The organism is Ruegeria sp. CK3 (genome assembly GCF_056536565.1).
This window is the reverse complement of record NZ_JBQFPV010000006.1, coordinates 236,999-260,416: the sequence shown is the minus strand read 5'-3', so window position 1 is coordinate 260,416 and position 23,418 is coordinate 236,999. Positions and strand designations below refer to the sequence as shown.

Annotated in this window: 22 protein-coding genes; 17 read left to right on the top strand and 5 right to left on the bottom strand. The window is 59.2% G+C overall.

What is annotated here, in order from left to right; genetic code table 11:
• Positions 1–100 precede the first annotated feature (100 nt).
• The 6 genes from ACR0C3_RS10695 to uvrC all read left to right on the top strand — a co-directional run bounded on the left by ACR0C3_RS10695 (position 101) and on the right by uvrC (position 6,895).
• Complete coding sequence (locus ACR0C3_RS10695; RefSeq protein WP_480758405.1) at positions 101–1,030, top strand: ABC transporter ATP-binding protein; 930 nt, start codon at positions 101–103, stop codon at positions 1,028–1,030.
• Positions 1,027–1,788, top strand: a complete 762-nt coding sequence (locus tag ACR0C3_RS10690; RefSeq protein ID WP_480758403.1) for an ABC transporter permease — start codon at positions 1,027–1,029, stop codon at positions 1,786–1,788. The genes ACR0C3_RS10695 and ACR0C3_RS10690 overlap by 4 nt, the downstream gene beginning before the upstream one ends.
• A gap of 204 nt (positions 1,789–1,992) precedes the next feature.
• The gene (locus tag ACR0C3_RS10685) at positions 1,993–2,790 is read left to right on the top strand and encodes a S49 family peptidase (protein WP_480758401.1); all 798 of its coding nucleotides are present in this window, start codon (positions 1,993–1,995) and stop codon (positions 2,788–2,790) included.
• A 168-nt stretch (positions 2,791–2,958) separates the two neighbouring features.
• Complete coding sequence (locus ACR0C3_RS10680; RefSeq protein ID WP_170681587.1) at positions 2,959–3,930, top strand: calcium/sodium antiporter; 972 nt, start codon at positions 2,959–2,961, stop codon at positions 3,928–3,930.
• A gap of 20 nt (positions 3,931–3,950) precedes the next feature.
• Positions 3,951–4,730 (top strand): SDR family oxidoreductase, encoded by a 780-nt coding sequence (locus ACR0C3_RS10675; protein ID WP_170681589.1) that lies wholly within the window; start codon positions 3,951–3,953, stop codon positions 4,728–4,730.
• A gap of 290 nt (positions 4,731–5,020) precedes the next feature.
• Positions 5,021–6,895 (top strand): excinuclease ABC subunit UvrC, encoded by a 1,875-nt coding sequence (gene uvrC, locus ACR0C3_RS10670; RefSeq protein WP_480758400.1) that lies wholly within the window; start codon positions 5,021–5,023, stop codon positions 6,893–6,895.
• On the opposite strand, the gene ACR0C3_RS10665 is transcribed toward uvrC, so the two are convergent.
• A complete protein-coding gene (locus ACR0C3_RS10665) occupies positions 6,892–7,776 on the bottom strand; it encodes a DMT family transporter (RefSeq protein WP_480758398.1) in 885 nt (294 codons plus the stop codon). The two genes, uvrC and ACR0C3_RS10665, sit on opposite strands and share 4 nt — an antisense overlap.
• A gap of 183 nt (positions 7,777–7,959) precedes the next feature.
• Here ACR0C3_RS10665 and pgsA point away from each other — a divergent pair, with 183 nt between their 5' ends.
• The 3 genes from pgsA to ACR0C3_RS10650 are packed head-to-tail and all read left to right on the top strand — an operon-like array spanning position 7,960 to position 9,322.
• Positions 7,960–8,628, top strand: coding sequence for a CDP-diacylglycerol--glycerol-3-phosphate 3-phosphatidyltransferase (gene pgsA / locus ACR0C3_RS10660; RefSeq protein WP_170379168.1), 669 nt, complete (start codon positions 7,960–7,962; stop codon positions 8,626–8,628).
• A 3-nt stretch (positions 8,629–8,631) separates the two neighbouring features.
• Positions 8,632–8,877 carry a molybdopterin converting factor subunit 1 gene (gene moaD, locus ACR0C3_RS10655; protein ID WP_170379166.1) on the top strand — a complete coding sequence of 82 codons (246 nt, stop codon included), beginning with the start codon at positions 8,632–8,634 and terminating at the stop codon, positions 8,875–8,877.
• Position 8,878: 1 nt separating this feature from the next.
• On the top strand, positions 8,879–9,322 hold the full coding sequence (locus ACR0C3_RS10650; RefSeq protein ID WP_480758397.1) for a molybdenum cofactor biosynthesis protein MoaE: 444 nt from the start codon (positions 8,879–8,881) through the stop codon (positions 9,320–9,322).
• 48 nt (positions 9,323–9,370) lie between these two features.
• On the opposite strand, the gene ACR0C3_RS10645 is transcribed toward ACR0C3_RS10650, so the two are convergent.
• The 4 genes from ACR0C3_RS10645 to ubiA all read right to left on the bottom strand — a co-directional run bounded on the left by ACR0C3_RS10645 (position 9,371) and on the right by ubiA (position 13,499).
• Positions 9,371–9,901, bottom strand: a complete 531-nt coding sequence (locus ACR0C3_RS10645) for a hypothetical protein (RefSeq protein ID WP_170553823.1) — start codon at positions 9,899–9,901, stop codon at positions 9,371–9,373.
• A gap of 314 nt (positions 9,902–10,215) precedes the next feature.
• Positions 10,216–10,536, bottom strand: coding sequence for a hypothetical protein (locus tag ACR0C3_RS10640; protein ID WP_170379160.1), 321 nt, complete (start codon positions 10,534–10,536; stop codon positions 10,216–10,218).
• Between the two features lies 1 nt (position 10,537).
• Entirely contained in the window at positions 10,538–12,472 is a 1,935-nt protein-coding gene (locus tag ACR0C3_RS10635) for an OmpA family protein (RefSeq protein ID WP_480758395.1), read from the bottom strand.
• A 64-nt stretch (positions 12,473–12,536) separates the two neighbouring features.
• Positions 12,537–13,499: a 4-hydroxybenzoate octaprenyltransferase gene (gene ubiA, locus ACR0C3_RS10630; RefSeq protein WP_419740495.1), complete on the bottom strand. Its 963-nt coding sequence runs from the start codon at positions 13,497–13,499 to the stop codon at positions 12,537–12,539.
• A gap of 12 nt (positions 13,500–13,511) precedes the next feature.
• Here ubiA and ACR0C3_RS10625 point away from each other — a divergent pair, with 12 nt between their 5' ends.
• From ACR0C3_RS10625 to pheT, 8 genes are all read left to right on the top strand, one after another.
• Positions 13,512–14,237, top strand: a complete 726-nt coding sequence (locus ACR0C3_RS10625) for a 16S rRNA (uracil(1498)-N(3))-methyltransferase (RefSeq protein ID WP_480758394.1) — start codon at positions 13,512–13,514, stop codon at positions 14,235–14,237.
• 461 nt (positions 14,238–14,698) lie between these two features.
• Entirely contained in the window at positions 14,699–16,015 is a 1,317-nt protein-coding gene (locus ACR0C3_RS10620; protein ID WP_480758392.1) for a TolC family protein, read from the top strand.
• A gap of 307 nt (positions 16,016–16,322) precedes the next feature.
• Positions 16,323–16,850, top strand: coding sequence for a hypothetical protein (locus tag ACR0C3_RS10615; RefSeq protein ID WP_480758391.1), 528 nt, complete (start codon positions 16,323–16,325; stop codon positions 16,848–16,850).
• Positions 16,851–16,915: 65 nt separating this feature from the next.
• A complete protein-coding gene (locus ACR0C3_RS10610) occupies positions 16,916–18,286 on the top strand; it encodes a glutamate--cysteine ligase (RefSeq protein WP_170462582.1) in 1,371 nt (456 codons plus the stop codon).
• Between the two features lie 70 nt (positions 18,287–18,356).
• The gene (pheS, locus tag ACR0C3_RS10605) at positions 18,357–19,430 is read left to right on the top strand and encodes a phenylalanine--tRNA ligase subunit alpha (RefSeq protein ID WP_171122733.1); all 1,074 of its coding nucleotides are present in this window, start codon (positions 18,357–18,359) and stop codon (positions 19,428–19,430) included.
• On the top strand, positions 19,427–19,819 hold the full coding sequence (locus tag ACR0C3_RS10600) for a DUF2513 domain-containing protein (protein ID WP_480758389.1): 393 nt from the start codon (positions 19,427–19,429) through the stop codon (positions 19,817–19,819). The genes pheS and ACR0C3_RS10600 overlap by 4 nt, the downstream gene beginning before the upstream one ends.
• A 270-nt stretch (positions 19,820–20,089) precedes the next feature.
• Positions 20,090–20,893 (top strand): CE1 family esterase, encoded by an 804-nt coding sequence (locus tag ACR0C3_RS10595; RefSeq protein WP_480758387.1) that lies wholly within the window; start codon positions 20,090–20,092, stop codon positions 20,891–20,893.
• Between the two features lie 78 nt (positions 20,894–20,971).
• On the top strand, positions 20,972–23,368 hold the full coding sequence (pheT, locus tag ACR0C3_RS10590; protein ID WP_480758386.1) for a phenylalanine--tRNA ligase subunit beta: 2,397 nt from the start codon (positions 20,972–20,974) through the stop codon (positions 23,366–23,368).
• Positions 23,369–23,418 lie beyond the last annotated feature (50 nt).

The following is a 23,418-nucleotide window of genomic DNA, read 5'->3' as shown; positions in this document are numbered from 1 at the left end:
CCCAGACCCTACAGCAATTCTGCGCAGAGCTCTGTGCGAAATTGGCCTGTTCCACCGGGAGGCGAAACGATAGGGTCTCTGCCAGAACGGGGAAACAGGCATGACTACCATTTTGTCGATCAATGATTTGCGCAAATCCTATGCGGACGGGTTTGAGGCGCTGAAAGGCGTGTCGCTGGACATTGAGGAAGGTGAAATCCTTGCTCTGCTCGGGCCGAACGGGGCGGGGAAGACAACGCTTATCTCGACCATTTGCGGGATCACCACGCCGACCTCGGGCAGTGTCTCGGTCGGTGGGCACGATATCCAGGCCGAGTTCCGCGCCGCCCGAAAGATGATCGGGTTGGTGCCGCAGGAGATCGCGCTGGAGCCGTTCGAGAAGGTCTACAATACCGTCCGGTTTTCCCGCGGGTTGTTTGGCTATGGCAATGACAGCGCGCGGATCGAAGAGATCCTGCGCAAACTGTCGCTTTGGGACAAACGCAAGAACGCGATCAAAGAACTGTCCGGGGGCATGAAGCGCCGGGTTCTGATCGCCAAGGCTTTGGCCCATGAACCGCGCATTCTGTTTCTGGATGAGCCGACAGCCGGTGTCGATGTCGAACTGCGCAAGGATATGTGGGAGATCGTCGCCGAGCTCAAGCAGGCGGGCGTCACCATCATTTTGACCACGCACTACATCGAAGAGGCCGAAGCCATCGCCGACCGTGTGGGCGTCATCGACAAGGGTGAGCTGCTGCTGGTGCAGGACAAGGATACTCTGATGGCGCAGATGGGTAAGAAACAGATCGAGGTCATGCTGACCGAGCCGATCTCGGCCATACCGGACGGGTTGGCTGCGCATAATCTGGTTCTGAACGGCAATGGCGATGCGCTGATCTATACCTATGACACCAATGCGGATCGGACCGGGATCACAACGCTGCTGAATGACGTGGCCCAATCGGGGCTGGTTCTGAGGGATGTGCAGACAAGACAATCCAGTCTGGAAGAGATATTCGTCAATCTGGTGTCGGGAGAGGCCGCATGAACTGGACCGCCATTGCCGCCATCTACCGGTTTGAGATGGCCCGCTTCTTCCGCACTCTGGCTCAGAGCTTTCTGTCGCCGGTCCTGTCGACCTCACTGTATTTTGTGGTCTTCGGCACGGCCATCGGCAGCCGGATTCAAGAGGTGGAGGGCGTATCATACGGGGCATTCATCGTGCCCGGGCTGATCATGTTGTCGGTGGTCACGCTCGCGATCTCGAACGCGTCGTTCGGGATCTATTTTCCCAAGTTTCTGGGCACGATCTATGAGTTGCTCTCCGCCCCAGTCAATTTCATCGAGATTGTCATAGGTTACGTAGGCGCGGCCGCCACCAAGGCGCTGTTCGTCGGTCTGGTGATCCTTGTGACGGCGACATTCTTTGTCGACATCCGGATCGAGCATCCGCTGGCGATGGCCACGTTTTTGGTGCTGTCTTGCCTCAGCTTTTCGCTTTTGGGGTTCATAATCGGGATATGGGCCAGCAATTTTGAGCAGATGTCGCTGGTGCCGCAGCTGGTTGTCACGCCACTGATCTTTCTGGGGGGCACGTTCTATTCGATCTCGATGCTGCCGCCGCTGTGGCAGACGATCACCTTGTTCAACCCTGTGGTCTATCTGATTTCAGGCTTCCGCTGGTCGTTCTATGGGCTTGCGGATGTACCGATCGTGTTCAGTCTTTTGGCCATCGTGGCTTTCACTGGACTGTGCCTTGCGATCATCTGGTGGATCTTCAAAACCGGCTGGCGTATCCGCAGCTAGATCGCTTTGCGTTTGATTTGAACGGAAATGCGCTGCCTCTCCCTGCGGTCGAACACGCATCTCGGTGGCATTGTCTCAGCTAAAACGCAAAACGCTTTATGGCGTTGCATTTTTGCCCATCGGTGTGAGGAAATTGTCTAACGCCGCGTTTTGCGTTCGGCGAGTCCCTTGTTTCGCCGATGGGGGCACTCTACATCGGCACCCATGAAACTCAGCCTGCCTTTTGTCAAAAAACCGCCCGTCGTGGCCATCGTTCGCCTGTCCGGTGCCATCGGCATGGCCGGGCGCGGCGCGTTGAATGATACCTCGCTGGCACCTGTTCTGGAAAAGGCCTTTCGCAAAGGCAAGCCTGCGGCCGTCGCGCTCGAGGTCAACTCGCCCGGCGGGTCGCCTGTGCAAAGCTCTCTGATCGGCGCGCGTATCCGGCGGCTGTCGGACGAGCTTGAGATACCGGTCGTGGCCTTTGTCGAAGACGTTGCGGCCTCGGGTGGGTATTGGCTGGCGGCGGCAGCGGATGAGATCTGGGCCGATGACAGCTCCGTCCTCGGGTCGATCGGGGTGATCTCGGCCGGGTTCGGCGCACATGAGTTTCTGGTGAAACAAGGTTTTGAGCGGCGCGTTCATACGGCCGGGAAATCTAAATCCATGCTCGACCCGTTCCGCCCGGAAAAGGAAGAGGATGTCGCGCGGCTGGAACGCCTGCTGGAAGACATCCACGAGAATTTCATCACCCATGTCAAAACCCGTCGTGGGGACAAGCTGGATGCGGATGCTGATCTGTTCACTGGTGAAATCTGGCTGGCGCGACGCGCGCGGGAACTGGGCTTGATCGAAGGCATCGCCCATCTGAAACCCAAGATGCAGGAGCGTTTCGGCGACAAGGTGAAGTTCCGCCGCTACGGCGTGCGCAAACCAATATGGTCACGTTTCGGGGCCGCGCTGGCGCAGGACGCCGTAGCGGGGCTAGAGGAGCGGGCGGCCTTCGCGCGTTTCGGTCTGTAACGTGATCATCAAGATCGTCACTCTGTTTCTGGTCGCCATGGGGGTTTTGGCGATGTTCGGCAAGCTGCGCTTTCCGGGCCAAAACCGGTTGAGTTCTGCCAAATGTCCGCGTTGCGGTCGGTTCAAGATCGGCAAAGGCCCCTGTGCCTGTGAAAAAGGAGGCCGGACATGACGGCATGGCTGCTCTCCGGCCTCGGATTGGTGATCCTGTTGCTGGCAGGCGATGCACTTGTACGCGGTGCGGTGAACCTAAGCCTGCGGCTGGGTGTCCCCGCCTTGATCGTCAGCCTGACGATCGTTGCCTTTGGCACTTCGGCACCTGAGTTGCTGATTGCGATCAGCGCGGTGAAGGAGAACGCACCGGGCATCGCATTGGGTAACGTCGTCGGCTCCAACACCGCGAATATCCTTTTGGTTCTGGGCTTGCCTGCCTTGTTGGCAACGCTGCACACCAGCGAATGCGATAGCCGCAAGAACTATGTCTTCATGCTGTTGGCGAGCGTCCTCTTCATCGGCCTGGCCTTCTGCGGGGTATTCAATCTGATCAGCGGCGCCATTCTGCTGGCTGCCCTTGGGCTTGTGTTGTGGAACGCGTTTCGCGAAGCCAAGGCTCATCGCAAAGCCTGCGCCGATGCAGCCGGGGCATGTGGCGACGACGAAGAGCTGGACGGTTTGGAAGAGGCCGATCCGAACATGCCCTATTGGAAGATATCGATCTACGTGGTCCTTGGCCTGATCGGTCTGCCCATGGGCGCGCATCTATTGGTCGAAAACGCCACCGAAATCGCCCTGATGTACGGGATCACCGAAACGGTGATCGGTTTGACACTTGTGGCTGTCGGAACGTCTCTGCCTGAACTGGCAACGACCGTTATGGCGGCGCTACGGCGTCAGGCGGACGTTGCGCTCGGCAACGTGATCGGCTCGAACATGTTCAACCTGCTGGCAATCGTCGGTATTGCCACGTGGTTCGGAAACATCCCGGTCGACCCGGAATTCCTTGAATTCGACCTGTGGGTCATGCTGGGCGCCTCGCTGCTGCTGATCCCGTTTGTGTTCTTCAAACAGGATATTTCGCGGATCTGGGGTCTGGTGTTGACTTTCCTTTATGCGCTTTATGTCACCACATTGCTGATGTGATCTGACGGAAAGAGGTATCCATGTCCCGAGCGCTAGTAACCGGAGCCGGCATCCGCTTGGGCCGAGCCATGGCCCTTTATCTGGCAGGGCGCGGGTATGATGTCGCCGTACACTATGCGACCTCGGAACAGCCCGCGGCTGAGACGGTTGCAGAAGTTCAGGCGCTGGGCCGCAAAGCTGTGGCGCTACAGGCCGATCTTCTGGATGAGGCGCAGGTGACCGCCCTGCTGCCTCGCGCGGCTGAGGCTCTGGGTGGGCCGATCACTTGTCTGGTCAACAACGCGTCGGTTTTTGAGTATGACAATATCCATACGGCCACGCGCAAAAGCTGGGACCGGCACCTCGACAGCAACCTGCGCGCGCCCTTCGTTCTGACTCAGGCTATGGCCGAACAGGGCTTGCAACCTGAGACGGATGCGCAGGGAGAGCCGCAGGCCTCTGGCTTGATCGTCAACATGGTCGATATGCGGGTGCGGAAACTGACGCCCGAATTCATGAGCTACACCATCGCCAAGATGGGCCTGTGGGCCCTGACGCGCACGGCTGCCCAAGCGCTGACACCCGCAATCCGCGTCAACGCCATCGGTCCCGGACCGACCATGCAGGGACATCGTCAGAGCGAACAGCACTTCAAAACCCAGCGCGCCAACACAGTGCTGGAGCGGGGCTCGAACCCGTCAGATATCACCGCAGCACTGGGCTATTTTCTGGACGCGCATGCTGTCACTGGGCAGCTTTTGTGCGTGGATGGTGGGCAGCATTTGGGATGGCAAACGCCGGATGTGCTGGGCGTAGAATAAGTAAATCCGTTGCAAGTTTTGCACCGCTCTCATTGGCGTTACTTAGCCGTTACAAAAACGTCTTATTTTTCATACACTTGCTAAGCGTGTAAAAAAATATCGATAAAAAACAATCACTTAAGTATATGCCTGTTTTTTGTGCAAATTGACGAACAAGCAAGGAAACAAGGAAGATTCTACGCTCACGGAAACTTATCTTCATACTTATCCACAGAAACCGTGGATTTGTTTTCTCTTGAACTGAAGCGCCCAAGATTGCAGCCATAGACAGAGAATCATATCTCAGGCCCATGACAACCCAGGACGAATCGACACCCGAGCTTCAGCCCACCGGTTATGCCTGCATCCAGCGCTATGTGAAAACGCTGGACAGCTCGCCCGGTGTGTATCGGATGTTGGATGCGGACAGTCGGGTTTTGTATGTAGGCAAGGCGCGGAACCTTAAAGCGCGGGTGTCGAACTACACGCGCCCGGGGCATTCGGGACGGATCGAGAAAATGATCGCCTCGACCGCCTCGATGATGTTCCTGACCACAAGGACCGAGACCGAGGCGCTGCTGCTGGAGCAGAACCTGATCAAGCAGCTCAAGCCCAAGTACAACGTGCTGCTGCGCGACGACAAGAGTTTCCCGAACATTCTGGTCGCCAAGGATCATGCTTATCCTCAGATCAAAAAGCATCGCGGTGCCAAGAAAGAGAAGGGCGCGTATTTCGGCCCATTTGCCAGCGCAGGTGCAGTGAACCGGACGCTGAACCAGCTGCAAAAAGCATTCCTTCTGCGCAATTGCTCGGATTCCATGTTCGACAGCCGCACGCGCCCCTGTCTTCTCTATCAGATCAAGCGGTGTTCGGGACCATGTGTCGGTTTGATTTCCGAGGGTGACTACCGCGAAAGCGTCAAGGATGCCGAACGCTTCCTCTCGGGCCGGTCCACCAAGGTGCAGGAGGAGTTGGCCGAACAGATGATGGCCGCCTCGGAGGCGATGGAGTTCGAACGTGCCGCCGGCCTGCGGGATCGTATTCGTGCGCTGACGCAGGTTCAAACCAGTCAAGGCATTAATCCGCGCGGCGTGACCGAGGCGGATGTGATTGGCCTTTATATGGATAGCGGGCAGGCCTGTGTGCAGGTGTTCTTCATCCGCGCGAACCAGAACTGGGGGAATAAGGATTTCTACCCTCGGGTCGGTGCGGATGTGTCCCCGGCTGAGGTGATGGAGGCGTTCCTCGGCCAGTTCTACGACAACAAGGAACCACCGCGTCAACTGATCCTGTCGGACGGGATCGAAAACGCGGATCTGATGGAGCAGGCGCTGACTGAGAAAGCCGGGCGCAAGGTTGAAATCCTCGTGCCCCAGCGCGGTGAGAAACAGGAACTGGTCGCCGGGGCCCTGCGCAACGCGCGTGAGTCGCTTGCCCGCCGCATGTCGGAAAGTGCCACGCAGGCCAAATTGCTGCGCGGTGTGGCTGAGGCGTTTGATCTCGACGCGCCTCCGGATCGGATTGAGGTCTACGATAACTCTCACATTCAGGGCACCAATGCGGTCGGCGGCATGATCGTCGCTGGCCCCGAAGGCTTCATGAAAAACGCCTATCGCAAATTCAACATTCGCGGTGACGATCTGACGCCCGGCGATGACTTCGGGATGATGAAAGAGGTTCTGACCCGCCGCTTCACCCGCCTGCAAAAGGAAGACCCGGATCGTGAAAAGGGCATGTGGCCCGATCTCTTGCTGATCGACGGCGGGGCCGGGCAGGTGAGTGCCGTGCATGAGATCATGGTCGAGCATGGCGTCGAAGACATCCCGATGGTCGGCGTCGCCAAGGGCGTTGATCGGGATCACGGCAAAGAGGAATTCCACCGGATCGGTCAGCGTGCTTTTGCCCTGAAGCGTAACGACCCCGTGCTGTATTTCATTCAGCGCTTGAGGGATGAGGCGCACCGATTTGCCATCGGTACCCACCGCGCGAAACGGGCCAAGGCCGTGGGCGCGACACCATTGGATGAAATCCCCGGTGTAGGGGCCGCTCGCAAACGTGCACTGCTCGCTCATTTCGGCAGTGCCAAGGCGGTCAGCCGGGCCAATCTTGCGGATCTGAAAGCGGTCGAAGGGATCTCGGCCGGGTTGGCGCAGAAGGTTTATGATTTCTTCCACGACAAGGGCTAGGCCCTTCGGCCGCGCCACAGGATATACAGCCCCGAGGCCACGATCAGTGCGCTGCCGATCCACATGGTCTGATCCAACGTCTCGCCAAACATCACCACGCCCAGCCCGACGCCAAACAGTAGGCGGGAATAGCGGAACGGCGTAACGGCCGAGACCTCACCCGTTCGCATGGCTTTCATGAGCGAGGCATAGGCGGCAGTGCCCATCAGGATCGCTCCGCCCACGTGCAGGCTAGTGTTCAGGTCCAGCGGAGCCATCGGCACCCCTTCCCAGAACTGATAGGCCAGACCGGCGACGATAATGCAGAGGAAGCCGTAGAAGCCCAAGACCTCGGTCCCCAGTGTCGCGGGGGCGGCGCGGCTGGCCAGATCACGCCCGGCGAAGCCAAGCATACCCAGAACAGCCAGGATCGACAGGGCCGAGAAGCTGTCTCCGGTTGGTTGAATGATGACCACGACGCCAATCAGACCAACCAGAATCGCGCTCCACCGTCGCCAGCCGACAGTTTCGCCGAAAAACAACGCGGCACCTGCCACTACGACCAGAGGGGTCGCCTGCAGGATCACAGTCGCCGCTGACAGAGGTGTCAGCGTGATTGCCAGCACGTAGAACATCCGTCCTAGGATTTCGAACAGAACGCGCACTTTCATGGGCCGTGACAGCACATCCCGATGCAACAAGCTGGCGCCACGCAGCAGGGCGACGGCGGCAAAGATGATCGCGCCACCGGCACCAAACAGGATCAGGATCTGCCAGATCGGCAAATGTGCCGAGGCCCCTTTCAAAAGCGCATCCTCGAGCGCGAACAGTGCCATGCCGGCGATCATCCATGCGCTTCCGATCAGGTTTGATCGGGGGTCGGTTCGAATATGTGCGGTCATGGTCTTCCGTCGCTGCTGAGCCGTGCGCCAATCTGACCGCAAAGCCGCCCCGGGCCAAGCTGTATCTGCCCGAGAGTTCCTGGTTGCGACCCTTTGACTTTTTGCTCCACAACCCTCTGTGAACGGGTCAGTTTTTCATTTGTCTGTCTTTTCTGTCCCTGGGCGGCGATGTAGTGTCGGTTCATGAAGTGGAACTTGCCCAATATTCTGACCTTGCTCCGCCTGCTGGCAGCGCCCGGTCTGGCCGTGATGTTTTTGTATTTCACCCGTCCTTATGCCGACTGGTTCGCCCTGATCCTGTTCATGTCCGCCGCGATCACTGACTGGTTTGATGGCTATCTGGCGCGGGCCTGGAAACAGGAAACCAAGATGGGCGCGATGCTGGATCCGATTGCCGACAAGGCCATGGTCGTGATCGCGCTGATGATCCTCGTCGGCTATTCGACCGAGCATTGGACCCCGTGGCTGGTGCTGCCCGCCACCGTGATCCTGTTTCGTGAAGTGTTCGTCTCGGGCCTGCGTGAATATCTGGGTGATGTTGCCGGAACGCTCAAGGTGACGAAGCTGGCCAAGTGGAAGACCACGGCCCAGATGTTTGCCATCGCAATCCTGTTCTCGCAGGGGATTTTTGAGCATAATTTCGTCATGGCGACCTTCGGCATGGATCCCACGATCATAGATCAGGTCTTGACCGGAGAGGCTGAGGACATCAACAACATCCGCTGGCACCTTGAGGGAATGTTCTGGTCAGGTCGCATTGGCCTGTGGCTGCTTTGGATTGCCGCCACGCTGACATTGATCAGCGGCTATGACTACCTACGTAAAGCCATGCCGCATTTGAAGGAGAGCTAACCGATGGACGTGCTGTATTTCGCCTGGGTCCGCGAACGCATCGGCCTGCCGAAAGAAAAGGTCGAAACGCAAGCTGCGACCGTGTCTGATCTGGTAGCTGAACTCAGCGCGCGTGAGGATCGTTATGCTGCGGCCTTTGCCGATCTCTCTGCGCTTCGAGTGGCCTTGGATCAGGAGCTGTCGGATTTTGATGCCCCCTTGGCCGGAGTGCGTGAGGTTGCGTTCTTTCCACCGATGACGGGCGGCTGAGATGCGGATCGCGGTTCAGGAAGAGGCGTTTGACCTGGGGGCCGAGGCCAATGCCTTTGCAGCTGGTGATGACGCCAACGGCGCGATCGTGACCTTTACGGGTGTCGTGCGCGATCTGGCCTCGGGCAATCTGGATGTGATGGAGATCGAGCATTATCCCGGCATGACCGAACGCGCGCTGACCAAGATCGCACAAGAGGCGCAGCAGCGTTGGTCTTTGGGCGATGTTCTGGTGATCCACCGCCACGGCAGGCTGGCCCCGGGCGATCGGATCATGATGGTCGCAACAGCCGCACCGCATCGCAAGGATGCGTTCGAGGCGGCAGAATATCTGATGGACTACCTGAAATCCCGCGCGCCGTTCTGGAAGAAAGAGATCACCAATTCCGGTGCCGAATGGGTGGCCGCCAAGGACGAAGACGAAGACGCCCTGACGCGGTGGTAGAGGTCGGCTCCGGCACCCGTTTCCAAGTGCCGGGCCAAATGGAATAGCTTAGCTATTCTGCTCCGTATTGCAGGTCCGCGCCGCCTCGATCGCTTTCAAGGTGCCATCAAGACTTACGGTAAATCCGCTCTCTTTTTCCGGGAAGACTGTCATATCGTACTTTTTCATGACGTCCTCAACGAATTGCGGGTTGTTGGCCAGAATGTAGCCTCCTGTATACCCTTCCGCGAGATGCTTGGTCTTCTTGTAGGCTTTGGCTTCGTAGACATTGCCGTCCAGTGACAGGATGATGTCTTCCTTTTTGCCTTTCAGGCCAATGTCATTCTGAGTGAAGACACCAAGGTATCCCATTTCCTGATCCTTGGTCAGGCCCATTTGTACGACGTTGTTATTTTCGTCGACACGCTCAATGAGGCAAGAGCCGCGGGTATCATCCACATAGATGGTCCAACCGGATTCCTCGCCCCATTTCGAAAACGTGTCATTCTCGGAAGGGATCACATCGCTCGAGGCGAAGGCGGCAGTTGTGCCAAATGCGGCAAGGGTAGCGGCGGTTTTCAAAGTAACTTGGAAATTCATGATAGACTCCAGTTTTACAGAAAAAGGACAATTCTGTGTGCAGGCAAAAACACACTCATTCATTATGTTGAATTTGTTGAAAAACTAAAGAAACCGGAGTCAGATCGGCTAAAACCCGCCGAACCAAGCCGCGCAGGCGCTTCGGGTTTAACCCGGGATACGAAGACTCTGCCGCGCTTTCAGCAGTCTTGGGACGTTCGTGTTGCCGGATGACTCAGGTAAAATCCGAAACGCCACCAATCACTCCTAGTGGCGGTGCTTACTCACCTGTCGTCTGATCAGCGGAGCGTGAGAAAAAGACTCAGCGGGTCGTATTAGTCCGCGTTGTTGATGCGTCCGCGCATTTCTTCGGCCTCTTGCCGGGCGGCGCGGAGGCCGTCCATGGCAGCGGCCAGTTCTGCCTCGGTCTGGGTCAGCTGGTTGGTCAGCTCGGCCTCGCGCTGCTGCAGATAGGTGATGGCCTGATCGCGGGTTTCCTCGGCCTCGTGCAGTTCCTGGCTCATACGGTCCAGATCGGCAACGTCACTTTGGCGCACACGGGACAGGCGATGGGCCAGCCAGTTTGCAAACCATCCCATGCAGAAAGCCGCGAACAGGATGACGGCGGTGGCGATGATGAATTCTACTCTGTTCAACTTACTGGTCCTCTGCTTCCGCATCCGGCGCGGTCGTCTCGGTCTGGTCTTCTGATGCGGACGTCTCGGTCTGGTCTTCCGCCCCGGTCTCAAGCGCCTCGAGTCCGGTTTCCGAGGCCTCAGTGGGTTCCGGCCGGATCAGGCGGAACTCAATCCGGCGGTTTTCTTCGCGGCCCTCTTCGGTGTCATTGTCGGCGATTGGCTGTGTTTCACCATAGCCGACGGCTGTATAGCTTGAGGTCGGAATGCGCCGTCCGCGCAGCTCGTTCAGGATCGACTGAGCCCGCGCTTGGCTGAGTTGCTGGTTCATTTCTTCACGGCCCTGACTGTCTGTATGACCTTGAATCTCCATCCGGATCGGGCCGCAATCACGCAGGATATCTGCGATCTGATTGACCGTATCGCGCGACTCAGCAGCGATGGTGGCCGAGCCTGGCTCGAACGCGATTTTGCTGGTGGCCTGAATTTCAGCGATACCTTCTTCACAGAGTTCAGGATCGGGCAGGGCGTCTTCAGGTTCGGGCGGGGCGACATAGGTGATCGACAGGGTGAAGTTCTGCGCATCGCCCAGCTTGTCCGACAGCAGACCCGCGATCCGGGCCTTGGCTTCTTCATCATGGCTGATGCCGTTCAGGTCAACCAACTCGGGCGTTACGGTCAGTGCGCCGTTATGCAGTTGTGACAGGGCCTCAAGCCCGGCCAGAACGCGCACGGGCCAATCCATCGGCAAATCCGAGGTGATGCGGGTCGCGGTATAGACATTGTCGGACCCAAACGCCGCACGGGCGTAGCTGTCGACCATGTCGCGCAGAACGTCGTCACCGACGCGGCCGCGCAATTGAATCAGACCCTCGGGACTGCGGGTGGCAGAGAACTCCACGGGTCCGGTTTCATCCGCGACCTCGGGCTCGGGCAGCACGGCATGAAGGGCGAACACCGCGGGCAGTGCGTTTTCCAGCTCACCCACGACGCGGTCGAACAGCTCCGAGTTCGTGCCTTGAGCCGCGACCAGAGTGATATCCGCATCCGACATCGTCACCGATCCTTGCCCGATTTCAGCAAGCGCGTTGATGCTCTTTTCTGCGGCTTCTGCCCAGCGGGGGGAGGGTACACCCAGACCAATGGTACAGAACGAGGGTCCGGCAAGACCGGCTTCCTCTGCCGCTGCGATGATCTGATCGCGGGCGTCTTCATCTTGGGCGGAGCAGGCGTCAAACTGCCCTCCGGCCTCGTCAATCAGGTAGCGCAGAGTGAAGGGCGTGATCACTGGGCGCGGGGCTGATATGGACAGACCGATCCGAACACTTGGCGGCGCGGCGCGGGTCAGGTCCTGCTCCAACCGCTCTTTTTCCTGCTGGCTGTTGGCAATCGCAGTGATCCGGACAAGGCCGGGACTGGCCGATATCTTGGCGCGCGGCAGATCGGACAGGGCCAGCACGGCATAGGCCAGCGCATCATCCCAGCCATCGGGTTTCGGGTAGTCGGCGGTTTCGACCAGATCTGAGACGGAATGGTCGCTGTCCAGCGCCTGTAACCCGTCCATAAGGGACTCGCGGTCCTCGCTGGCCGGGATCAGGCCGATTACCGAGACACCGCTGTCATTGCGCAGGATTTCTACGGAAAACCTGGGGGCGGCCAGTGCTGATGTGGCGGCTACGTCCATCTCATCAATGACGCGAGAAGTGTCGACCTCGGTCCCAGCAGCGGTCAGGGCATTGAAGCGGATCGCCTCATCCGGCGCGGTGCCCGTGAGTATGACGCGCAGGCCGTCGGATTCGACCTCGGCCCAGTTGTGACCTTTCAGGTCCAGTGCACGTCGGACGGCGAATTCCGAGGCGTCTTCGACCTTTGTCACGGCAAAGCCCGCAGCCAAAAGGGACAGACCTGCAGAGACAAGGAAGATCAGACAAACAGCTACAAAATAGGGCAGACGCATATGCGGGCTTCAGACTCCTCGGGCGTTTGGGCGGGGTTGTACAGGCCCCGGCGCGCAGGTGCAATCAGAGCAGCAGCGCGACGCAGAGGAAGATCAGCGGAATTAGGCCGGTATCCCGGTTCGACCGGAACAGCATCAGAAGTTTGGCATTGTCCTCGATGTTCAGATTGCGCAGCTGCCACAACATGTGCCAGCCCATGGCCCATGGCCCGCCCAATGCAATCGTGACAATCCAGAACGGCGACTCCGGCACACCTGCGTCGATGATCGCCAGCCCCATCAGCGAGACTGTGGCGATCAGAAAATACTTGAGCCATCTGGCCGTATCCGCCCCAAACAACCGCGCGGTGGATTTGACGCCGATCAGCGCGTCGTCCTCGGTATCCTGATGCGCATAAATCGTGTCGTAGAACAGCGTCCACGCGATACCCGCCAGATACAGCATCACCGCAGGCCAGCCCAGCGATCCGGTATGGGCAACCCAGGCCAGCAGCGCCCCCCAGTTGAAGGCCAGTCCCAGAAACACCTGCGGCCACCATGTGAAGCGTTTGGCAAAGGGATAGAGGGCAACTGGCAACAGTGACAGAACGCCCATGAGGATAGCTCCAGTATTGAAACTAAGCAGAATCCCCAGCGATATAAGCGCCTGCAGACCCATCCAGATCACGGCTTGCCGCACACTAACCTGACCCGAGGGGATCGGGCGGGATTTTGTGCGTTCGACCTGCGCGTCGAAATGGCGGTCGGTGATGTCGTTCCACGTGCATCCCGCGCCGCGCATCAAAAAGGCGCCAATAGCACAGCCGATCGCGATCCATGCATCCTCCAACCGCGGCGTGCCATCGCCCAGGATCGCAAGCACCAGCCCCCACCAGCAAGGGATCAGCAACAGCCACGTTCCGATCGGCCGGTCCGCCCGGCTCAGCCGCAGGTAGGGGCGGGTGAAGGCGGGCGCGCGGGTGTCCACCCAATTGCCCGTGACAGCATCAGCGACCTGACCGTCTGGTGTTGGAGCATTGCCTTGCATATGTAGGGTCTCATGAGTGCGAAGATCAGACTGTATGTAGAGCAGCCCTTGGGTCAGGGGCAATCGGTTCCTTTGACGCGTGAGCAGGCGCATTACCTGTTCGGCGTGATGCGGCAATCCGTCGGCGCGCAGATTGCGCTGTTTAATGGCCGGGATGGTGAATGGTTGGCCGAAGTCTCTGAGGCGGGCAAGCGCGGCGGCGTTCTGTCCTGCCTGCAGCAGACCAAGCCTTTGCAACTGCCGCCGGATTTGTGGTTCCTTTTTGCGCCAATCAAAAAGGCGCGCACGGATTTCATTGTCGAGAAGGCCGCAGAAATGGGGGCCGCGCGCATTCTACCTGTGCAGACAGACTACACAAACTCCGAGCGTATCCGGCAGGACCGACTTCAGGCGCATGCGGTCGAGGCCGCCGAACAATGCGGCGGTACCTTTGTGCCCGAGGTCGCGGATCTGCAAAAACTGGACCGCGTGCTGGATACTTGGCCTCAGGATCGGCAATTGATGTTCTGCAATGAGGCCGAGGTCGGTTCAGCGCTACGATTGGCCGCTCAGGAAAAAGGTCATCCATGGGCCATTCTGATTGGCCCCGAAGGAGGGTTTTCGGACCAAGAACGCGCCCGTTTGACCGCACTGCCCTTCGCACATGTGGTTAGCCTCGGCCCGCGAATCCTGCGCGCTGATACAGCGGCGGTGGCTGCCTTGACCATGTGGCAGCAGGCCTTAGGGGATTGGTTCTGAAGCGCCCCTGTAAGAAATGACGGATTTCTGTCTTAGCTACACCACTAAAAAATAGGATCTTTCCGTCCGAAAGGCTCGAATTCTTTCCACAAAGCTGCAACCTCTCGCTCAGGACAGTGTTTGTTCGCGCTGGTGGCGCCTGTTCGACAATGGTTTTTGCAAAATATGTGCCTTGGGGTCATTTGGATTGTAGTGGCCGGCCGAAATGACACTGGATTGTCAAAGTATCGTTTTGCTGCAGGGCGACGTACCATTCCTTAGTCTACGTCAGTTGCTGCTGAGGTTTTCAGTTTTTCCTATCGTTGAAGGTCATATCTTAGGCGACTGGAAGGACCCGGCTTGTGTTGGCGAGATAGGTGAACCGGTCAGCCGGGACAGAGAGCTGTCCGAACGGTTCTTAAGAATCCTTTAACCGATTTTTTGCTATTCAAAGTTGAATTGAAACCAGGAGCATTGGCACCATGAAGACTTGGTTGTCGGTTGTGATGACCTTAATCGTTTTGGCGGGGTGCAGTAAGGATTTGCGGGGCACGCGGTCATTTGACCCTGCGGCCGAACCCGCCGCGCAGCCTGTGGCGGCGCGAAGCAACCTGAATGGTAGTGTTGCGCGAACGGAATTTGCCGAGCTTGTGCGCAGATCCGTCGCCACCTCTCCGACGACTGCGGCCGGAACCGCCAATGTTCTAGCCTCGAAATCTCGGATCGAGGCTGAAAGGGGTGCGTACCGGCCCCAGCTGAACGCCGAAACCTCTCTGACGTCCGATGGGGATACGGTTCCGATCCTACGCCTAAGCCAGATCATCTATGACGGCGGCAAGATCTCAGGCCGTGTCGGGCTGCGCCAGATCGAGGCGCGTCAGACCTGGCTGAGCGAACTGTCCGAGCTGAGCGCCCAAAGCTTTGAGGCGATCGAGGCCATCATCGACCTCGACCGCAGCCGTCGTCTTGAAGATCAGGCCCGACAAAACCTTGAACGCACCGAGGCACTGGTCAGCGACTTGCAATCCCGGTTCGACGCCGGTGTCGCATCGGTGGCGGATCTGCTGGCGGGTCAGGGCCGCCAATCCAATGCTGAGACCGAGTTGGCGCAGGCCGAAACGGATGTCGAACTGGCAACCGCCACCTGGATCGAAGTGTTCGGCAGCCGACCGAGTGCCATTCCAACCATCCCACCGGCTCCGGTTCTGGCGGGCACGACTTCGCAGGCCATGGTCGAACGCAGCCCGCGTCTACTAACACAGGTCGCCGTCAGTGAGGTGCGCCAGCAAGAGGTTGTCGTGGCCGAGCGCGCGACGCGCCCAACCTTGTCCGCGATCCTAGAAACCGACTTTAACGAAGGCAGTATCGACAATGGGGCGCAAGCCCGTCTGGGCGTGAATGTCCCGATCTATCAGGGTGGCTCGGCCCGCGCCAATGTGGAAACGGCAAGGGCCAACCTCCAGCAAAGTGAGGCCGAAGCGGAAGAGCTGCGCCGCGAATTGCAGCGCAATCTGTCTCAGGCTCTGGAAGAGACGAACTCGATCCAGCGGCGTCTTGCGACGGCCCGTCGTGCGGTCGAGATCAACGAACAGGCGCTTGATGCGGCGCGGGGACAGTTCGATATCGGACGTTCAACCATCGTGCAGATTCTGGACGCTATTCGAGAACTAAATTTGGCGCAGGTCCGGGTCATCCAGCTTGAGGCACAAGCGCGTCGGGCCGAATATGCGGTGCTTGCGGTGACAGGCGATATTCTGGATGCGCTGGGCGTCGCACAGCCGATCGACCCAACCTTGTGATATTCCCATGACCCCAACCGCCACAGACCCGCTGATCAAACATCTTCAGCTTTTGACAGAGCGGTTGGGCCAAGGGCTGGGCGAATGCCGGACGAGAACCCGGGCATGGTTGCGCAGGTCGATATGCTGTCCGAGCCGAAGACGGTGCTGGAGTATCTGACCAAACCGGTGATCCGCGTCAAAGACCGCGCTTTCCGTGATTAGGTCGGGAAACGAAGCGCCCCCTTGAACTCTGTACCGCTCGGCCCGATTTTGAGGGGGTTGGGGATCGCCCATCACGTCCAAGCGCTGAAACAGGAACACCGATATGAGTTTCATTCGACCCGAAGCCAAATTGGCCCTCTGGCGCTGGCGCGAGGTTGTCGCCGCCGGTTTTGTGCTGGTTCTGGGCCTCAGCTGGGTCAGTGGACCCGCCGGTCTGCTGGGCGTTCTGGGCTGGGTGCTGGTGGCTGTCGCAGCCGCTCTGACCGTGATCGGCGTGCAGCGTGCCCGGTTTCGGACCGGGGCAGGCGGGCAGGGCGTGGTCAGCGTCGATGAGGGGCAGATCACCTATCTCGGTCCGCTGGATGGCGGCATGGTGGCAACGCGCGAGATTGAGCGACTCGCGCTTGATCCGACTTCAAGCCCGGCGCACTGGGTGTTGGACCAACCGGGGCAACCTACGCTTCACATTCCTGTGAATGCAGAAGGGGCCGAGGCACTGTTTGATGTGTTCTCGGCGCTCCCTGGTTTGAAAACGCAACAGATGCTGGCCGAACTCCACGGCGGGTCGCGCCATCCGGTGGTGATCTGGGAAAAAACCTCCTCGCGCCCGGCTCATCTTCGGCTGCATTGACACTGGCGCGGTTTGCGCTCAGGACTGACCGATAAGACAGACACATCAGGATCGGAGATCGGTTCATGTCCATCCCTCAGTCCGGCGGCGGCCCGATCGAGCGCCACGAGCAATTGGCCGAATATCTGGAATCGGGCTGCAAGCCCAAGGCCGATTGGCGTATCGGGACCGAACATGAGAAGTTCGGCTATTGCAAAGACACCCTCAAACCCCTGCCATTTGAAGGAAAACGTTCCATCGTTGCGGTGCTTGAAGGGCTGCGTGACCGCCATGGCTGGGCTGAGGTGCGCGAAGCAGGCCACTTGATCGGTCTTGAGAAAGACGGCGCGAATGTCAGCCTGGAACCTGGCGGCGCGTTGGAATTGTCAGGCGCTCCGCTCGAGACGATCCACGAGACATGCGATGAGGTTAACACCCACCTACGCGAGGTGAAGGATATCGCCGATGAGATCGGCGTGGGGTTCATCGGTCTGGGCGCGGCTCCGATTTGGACCCACGAAGAGATGCCGCTGATGCCCAAAGGGCGCTATCGGCTGATGAACGACTACATGGAAGAAGTCGGCACTATGGGCCGCGCTATGATGCGCCGGACCTGTACCGTTCAGGTCAATATCGACTTTGGGTCTGAGGCCGACATGGTGCAAAAACTGCGCGTGGCGCTGGCGCTGCAACCTGTGGCGACAGCACTGTTCGCGAACTCTCCGTTCTTTGAGGGCAAGGTGAACGGCCAGAAAAGCTGGCGCAGCCATATCTGGCGGCATCTGGACGATGCGCGCACCGGAATGTTGCCTTTCGTGTTCGAAGAGGGCTTCGGGTTCGAGCGTTACGTTCAATACGCGCTCGATGTGCCGATGTATTTCGTCTATCGCGACGGCCAATATATCAACGCGCTGGGAATGTCCTTCCGCGACTTCCTGAAGGGCGAGCTGCCCGCTCTGCCTGGTGAGACACCGACACTGTCCGATTGGGCTGACCATCTGACCACGGCCTTCCCCGAAGCGCGGATCAAGAAATTCATGGAGATGCGTGGTGCCGATGGCGGCCCATGGCGTCGTCTGTGCGCGCTGCCCGCCTTCTGGGTTGGCCTGACCTATGACCAGACCGCGCTTGATGCAGCGTGGGATCTGGTCAAAGGCTGGGATGCTGAAACCCGCGAAGGATTGCGTGTTCAGGCCGCGGTCAACGGGTTGCAGGCCCAAGTCGGGGACATCAACATGCACGATCTGGCGCGTGAGGTCGTGGCGATCTCTGAGGCCGGTTTGAAAGCTCGTGCTTTCCCTGGTGCTGGCGGTCTGGTCCCGGATGAGACGCACTTCCTGAACGCGCTAAAGGAAAGCATCGACACCGGCAAGGTGCCTGCCGATGAGTTGCTGGAACACTACAATGGCGACTGGAACGGTGACCTGACCCGGATTTTCCCCGAATACAGCTATTGATCCGCCCGGTCCCGCTTGCATTCGCGGGGCTGGCCCGATAGCAGGTTGGCGACCAAATTCAGAGGGCGTCATGGACGATCTTAAGGCAAAATATCTGGGCCAAATCGCCGAGGCTGGCGACGAGAACGCGCTTGAGGCGATCCGCGTCGCTGCCGTTGGCAAAAAAGGCGAGGTCGCGCTGAAGATGCGCGAGCTGGGCAAGATGACGCCCGAAGAGCGTCAGGTCGCAGGCCCCGCGCTTAATGCCCTGAAGGATGAGATCAACTCGGCGCTGTCCGCGAAAAAAGCCGCTTTGGCCGATGCCGCGCTGGATGAGCGTTTGCGCACCGAATGGTTGGACGTCACCCTGCCGACCCGCGCGCGGCGTCAGGGCTCGATCCACCCGGTCAGCCAGGCGACCGAGGAGCTGACCGCGATCTTTGCCGAGCTGGGCTTCTCCGTCGCCGAAGGGCCGCGCATTGAAGACGACTGGTATAACTTCGACGCCCTGAACATCCCCGGCCACCACCCCGCGCGGGCCGAGATGGACACGTTTTACATGCACCGTGCGGAGGGCGACAATCGCCCTCCGCATGTGCTGCGGACCCATACCTCTCCGGTCCAAATCCGCTCGATGGAGAAACAGGGCGCGCCGATCCGCGTGATCTGTCCGGGCGGTGTGTACCGTGCCGACTATGACCAGACCCACACGCCGATGTTCCATCAGGTCGAGGGGCTGGCCATCGACAAAGACATCTCGATGGCAAACCTGAAATGGGTTCTGGAAGAGTTCGTAAAGGCCTTCTTCGAGGTCGACGATGTCGAGCTGCGCTTCCGCGCATCGCACTTCCCCTTCACCGAGCCGTCGGCCGAGGTCGATATCCGCTGTTCCTGGGACAACGGCCAGCTGAAGATCGGAGAGGGCGACGACTGGATGGAGATCCTCGGCTCCGGCATGGTCCACCCCAAGGTGATCGCCGCCGGTGGCATTGATCCCGAGGTCTATCAGGGCTTTGCGTTCGGCATCGGCATCGACCGTCTGGCGATGCTGAAATATGGAATTCCTGACCTGCGTGCGTTCTTTGACTCTGACCTGCGCTGGCTGCGGCACTACGGGTTTGCAGCGCTGGATATGCCGAACCTGCATGGTGGTTTGTCGCGGTGAAGCGAAACCTTGCTCTTGTTCGTGACATTCTTTTAAAGGCTGAAAAATCAGAAGACCGGTGCTTTGAAATTGGCTCATGGGACTGGACTGATCATGATATGCGAGAGCGTCAGCTGCGATCAGATCATTCAGAGGAGTTCCTGTTTCATTTGGATATCATGGAGCAGGGTGGTCTGATAAAGAAGTCAATGTGCGAGCACAGTGACTATCAGTTCTGGGAAATTACGTGGAATGGCTACGAGTTTCTTGATGCCGTGCGTGACGAGCGCTTTTGGAAGAAGCTTTTGAAGGAAGCTGAAACGCGCGGTGTCGCGTTGACAGTAGATGGTGCGATTTCTGCGTTTAAGGGTCTGGCTGCGTCTGTTCTTGCAGTAAATGGTGCCAGTTAATTTGTGCGCGGAGCAAAGGCCGATAGGCCGCCGCGCTATCGCCAGACCGCCCGCACGGGCTGGCGATTTGTCTCCGCTCGCGCAACGTTCGAACAGCGCGCGGATTTGGCTGGCATAAAGTGCCCAACACCGACCGAGGATCGCCACCCCGCGGTCTGGCGACAGCGCGGCTTGTGATCTGATATGACCAATGGGCGATCGCGCAGCTTGTTACAGGTTCCCACAGGGTTGTGACGTGACAGTTGGCGTCAGGCGGCTAGGCTCCGGCCTATGATCTATCGACTGCTTCTTCTGCTGCTGACCGCAACCCCGGCACTCGCCATGGGACCTTGGAAATCCGATTGCCATGGCGATACGGCCTGTGAGGTCGGCGACCGCTCCTACCATGTGCTGGAGCCTGCAGGGTGGGACGGCGAAACGCCTCTGCCCGTATTGCTGCATTTCCACGGCTGGGCGCGGCAGGGGACTGTGGTGGTGAATCATGAGCGCATTGCCGGGGCGACCAAGCTGCGGGGCGTTTTGCTGGTGGCCCCGAACGGGCTGGGCAAAAGCTGGGATTTCTGGACCTCGGGCACGGGCGATGTGCCCTTTGCCGACCGCGTGTTGGAGGATGTCGCCAAGCGCTACCCGGTTGATCCGGAGCGTATCTATGTCTCGGGCTATTCCTTCGGCGGCGCGATGGCGTGGCGCTATGTCTGCCAGTCGGGCAATGACGTTGCCGCCTTGCTGGCCGTTGCCGGCAGCATCCGCCAGACTGAAGACTGCCCCGAAGCCCCGCTTGAGGCGCGCCATGTGCATGGCCTCAGCGATACGGTGATGGATTTTCCCTATGGCGCGAATGGCGACACGACCTATCCGGTGGCCCTTTGGCGCGCGAAATACGACTGCCACGATGCGACCCCGCGCGGGGATTGGAGCGTGGTGCCGATCCTGACCCTCAGCCGGGTGGAGTGGACCGATTGCGCGCAGGGGCAGGTGGTGCTGGATACCCATCCCGGCGGGCATTTCATCCCCCATGGCTGGATCGGGCGGCAATTGGACGAGCTTTTGGGCCGCACCCCCACCTATCCGTGACCCGCAGCGCTTGCACCTTGGCGCATTCTTTGTCATTGCCTGTGCCGACTGGATGTTTGCCAAAAAAGGCCCCGAGCAATGAAATTCACTCTGTCCTGGCTGAAAGACCACCTCGACACCGATGCGTCGGTTGATGAGATCACTGAGGCGCTGACCGATCTTGGCCTTGAGGTCGAAGAGGTCGTGAACCCGGCGGACCGTCTGGCGGGCTTTACGCTGGGCCATGTGAAACATGCCGAGAAACATCCCGACGCCGACAAGCTGCGCGTCTGCACGGTAGCAACGGATGAGGGCGATTTGCAGATCATCTGCGGCGCCCCAAACGCGCGCGAAGGCATTACGGTCGTTGTCTGCAAGCCGGGCATGTATATCCCCGGTCTGGATATCACCATCAGCGTCGGCAAGATCCGGGGCGTTGAGAGCTTTGGCATGATGGCCTCGGAGCGTGAGTTGGAGCTGTCGGATGAGCATGACGGCATCATCGAGCTGCCTTCGGGCGAGGTTGGCGACACATTCGTCGACTGGCTGGCCGAGAATGACCCGTCCAAGATCGATCCGATGATCGAGATTGCGATCACCCCCAACCGCCCGGATGCGTTGGGTGTTGCGGGGATTGCGCGCGATCTGGCTGCGCGCGGCGTTGGCACGCTGAAAGAGCGCGCCTATGCGCCGGTACCGGGCGATTTCGACAGCCCGATCAAGGTGACAATTGATGAGGATACGCTGGACGGCGCGCCGCATTTCACCGGTCGTCTGATCCGTGGCGTGAAGAATGGTCCTAGCCCGCAGTGGTTGCAGGATCAGTTGAAGTCAATTGGTCTACGTCCGATCTCGGCTTTAGTCGATATCACCAACTACATGACCTACGACCAGAACCGCCCCCTGCATGTGTTTGACGCGGACAAGGTGCAGGGCAATCTGCGCGTTCACCGTGCCAAGGGCGGTGAGAAACTGGTGGCGCTGGATGAGAAAGAATACACGCTGCAACCCGGCATGATGGTGATCTCGGACGACAATGGCCCTGAATCCATCGCCGGTATCATGGGCGGTGAGGAAACTGGTTGTACTGACGAGACCGTGAACGTCTTCCTCGAAAGCGCGTTCTGGGATCACGTGCAAATCGCACTGACCGGTCGTGCGCTCAAGATCAACTCGGACGCGCGCTATCGGTTCGAGCGTGGGATTGACCCGGAATACACGCTGGAAGGGTTGGAGCAGGCGACGCAGATGATCCTGGATATCTGCGGCGGTGAGGTTTCCAAAGTGGTTGAGGCCGGCAGGGCTCCGAACCATGCGCGCGCCTACAAGCTGGACGCGGCGCGTGTGCAGTCTCTGGTCGGGATGGATATTCCCGAAAGCGAGCAGCGCCAGACCCTGACGCGTCTGGGCTTCCGTCTGGAAGGCGAGATGGCGCATGTGCCCAGCTGGCGTCCAGATGTCATGGGTGAGGCCGATCTGGTGGAAGAGGTCGCGCGGATCGCGTCTTTGACTAAGCTGCAGGGCAAGCCCTTGCCGCGCGTGACCGATGGCATTCCCAAGCCCGTAATGACCCCGACACAGCGTCGTCAGTCGATGGCGCGACGTACCTGTGCCGCGTTGGGGTATAACGAATGCGTCTCATATACCTTCATTGATCAGGCCTCGGCTGCGCTGTTCGGCGGCGGAGATGATGCGACGCGTCTGGAGAACCCGATCTCGTCCGAGATGAGCCATATGCGCCCGGACCTGCTGCCAAGCCTGTTGCAAGCGGCGGCGCGCAATCAGGCACGCGGTTATGCTGACGTGGCCTTGTTCGAGGTCGGCCCGGTCTTCCATGACGGCGAGCCCGGTGATCAAAAGACACAGATTTCCGGCCTGCTTGTTGGCCGCAACGGTCCTAAAGACGTCCACGGCGCGTCTCGCGCTGTTGATCTGTTTGATGCCAAAGCGGATGCCGAGGCGGTTCTGGCCGCAATCGGCGCACCCGCCAAGGTTCAGATTCTGCGCGACGGTGACGCCTGGTGGCATCCGGGTCGTCACGGCAAGATCTGCTTGGGTCCGAAAAAGGTTCTGGGCGTGTTCGGTGAATTGCACCCGCGCATCCTGCAGGCGATGGATATCAAAGGTCCGGCGATGGCGTTTACCATCTGGCCGGATGAGGTTCCGCTGCCGCGTAAATCTGGCGCAACCCGCGCCGCGCTGGAACTGCGCGATCTGCAAGCCGTCGAGCGTGACTTTGCCTTTGTGGTCGATGATACTGTCGAAGCTCTGACTTTGGTGAACGCTGCGGCGGGGGCCGACAAGGCTCTGATCGAAGACGTTCGCGTTTTTGACGAGTTCATCGGCGGGAGCCTGGGTGAGGGCAAGAAATCTCTGGCCATCACTGTGCGTTTGCAGCCAAAAGATGCGACGTTGAAGGAAAAGGATATCGAGGCCGTGGCTGAGAAGATCATCGCCAAGGTGTCGAAAGCCACAGGCGGCGTTCTGCGCGGCTAGGGTTTATTCCGCCTCCGGCGGGAGTATTTTTAAAAGATGAAGGGGCGGGG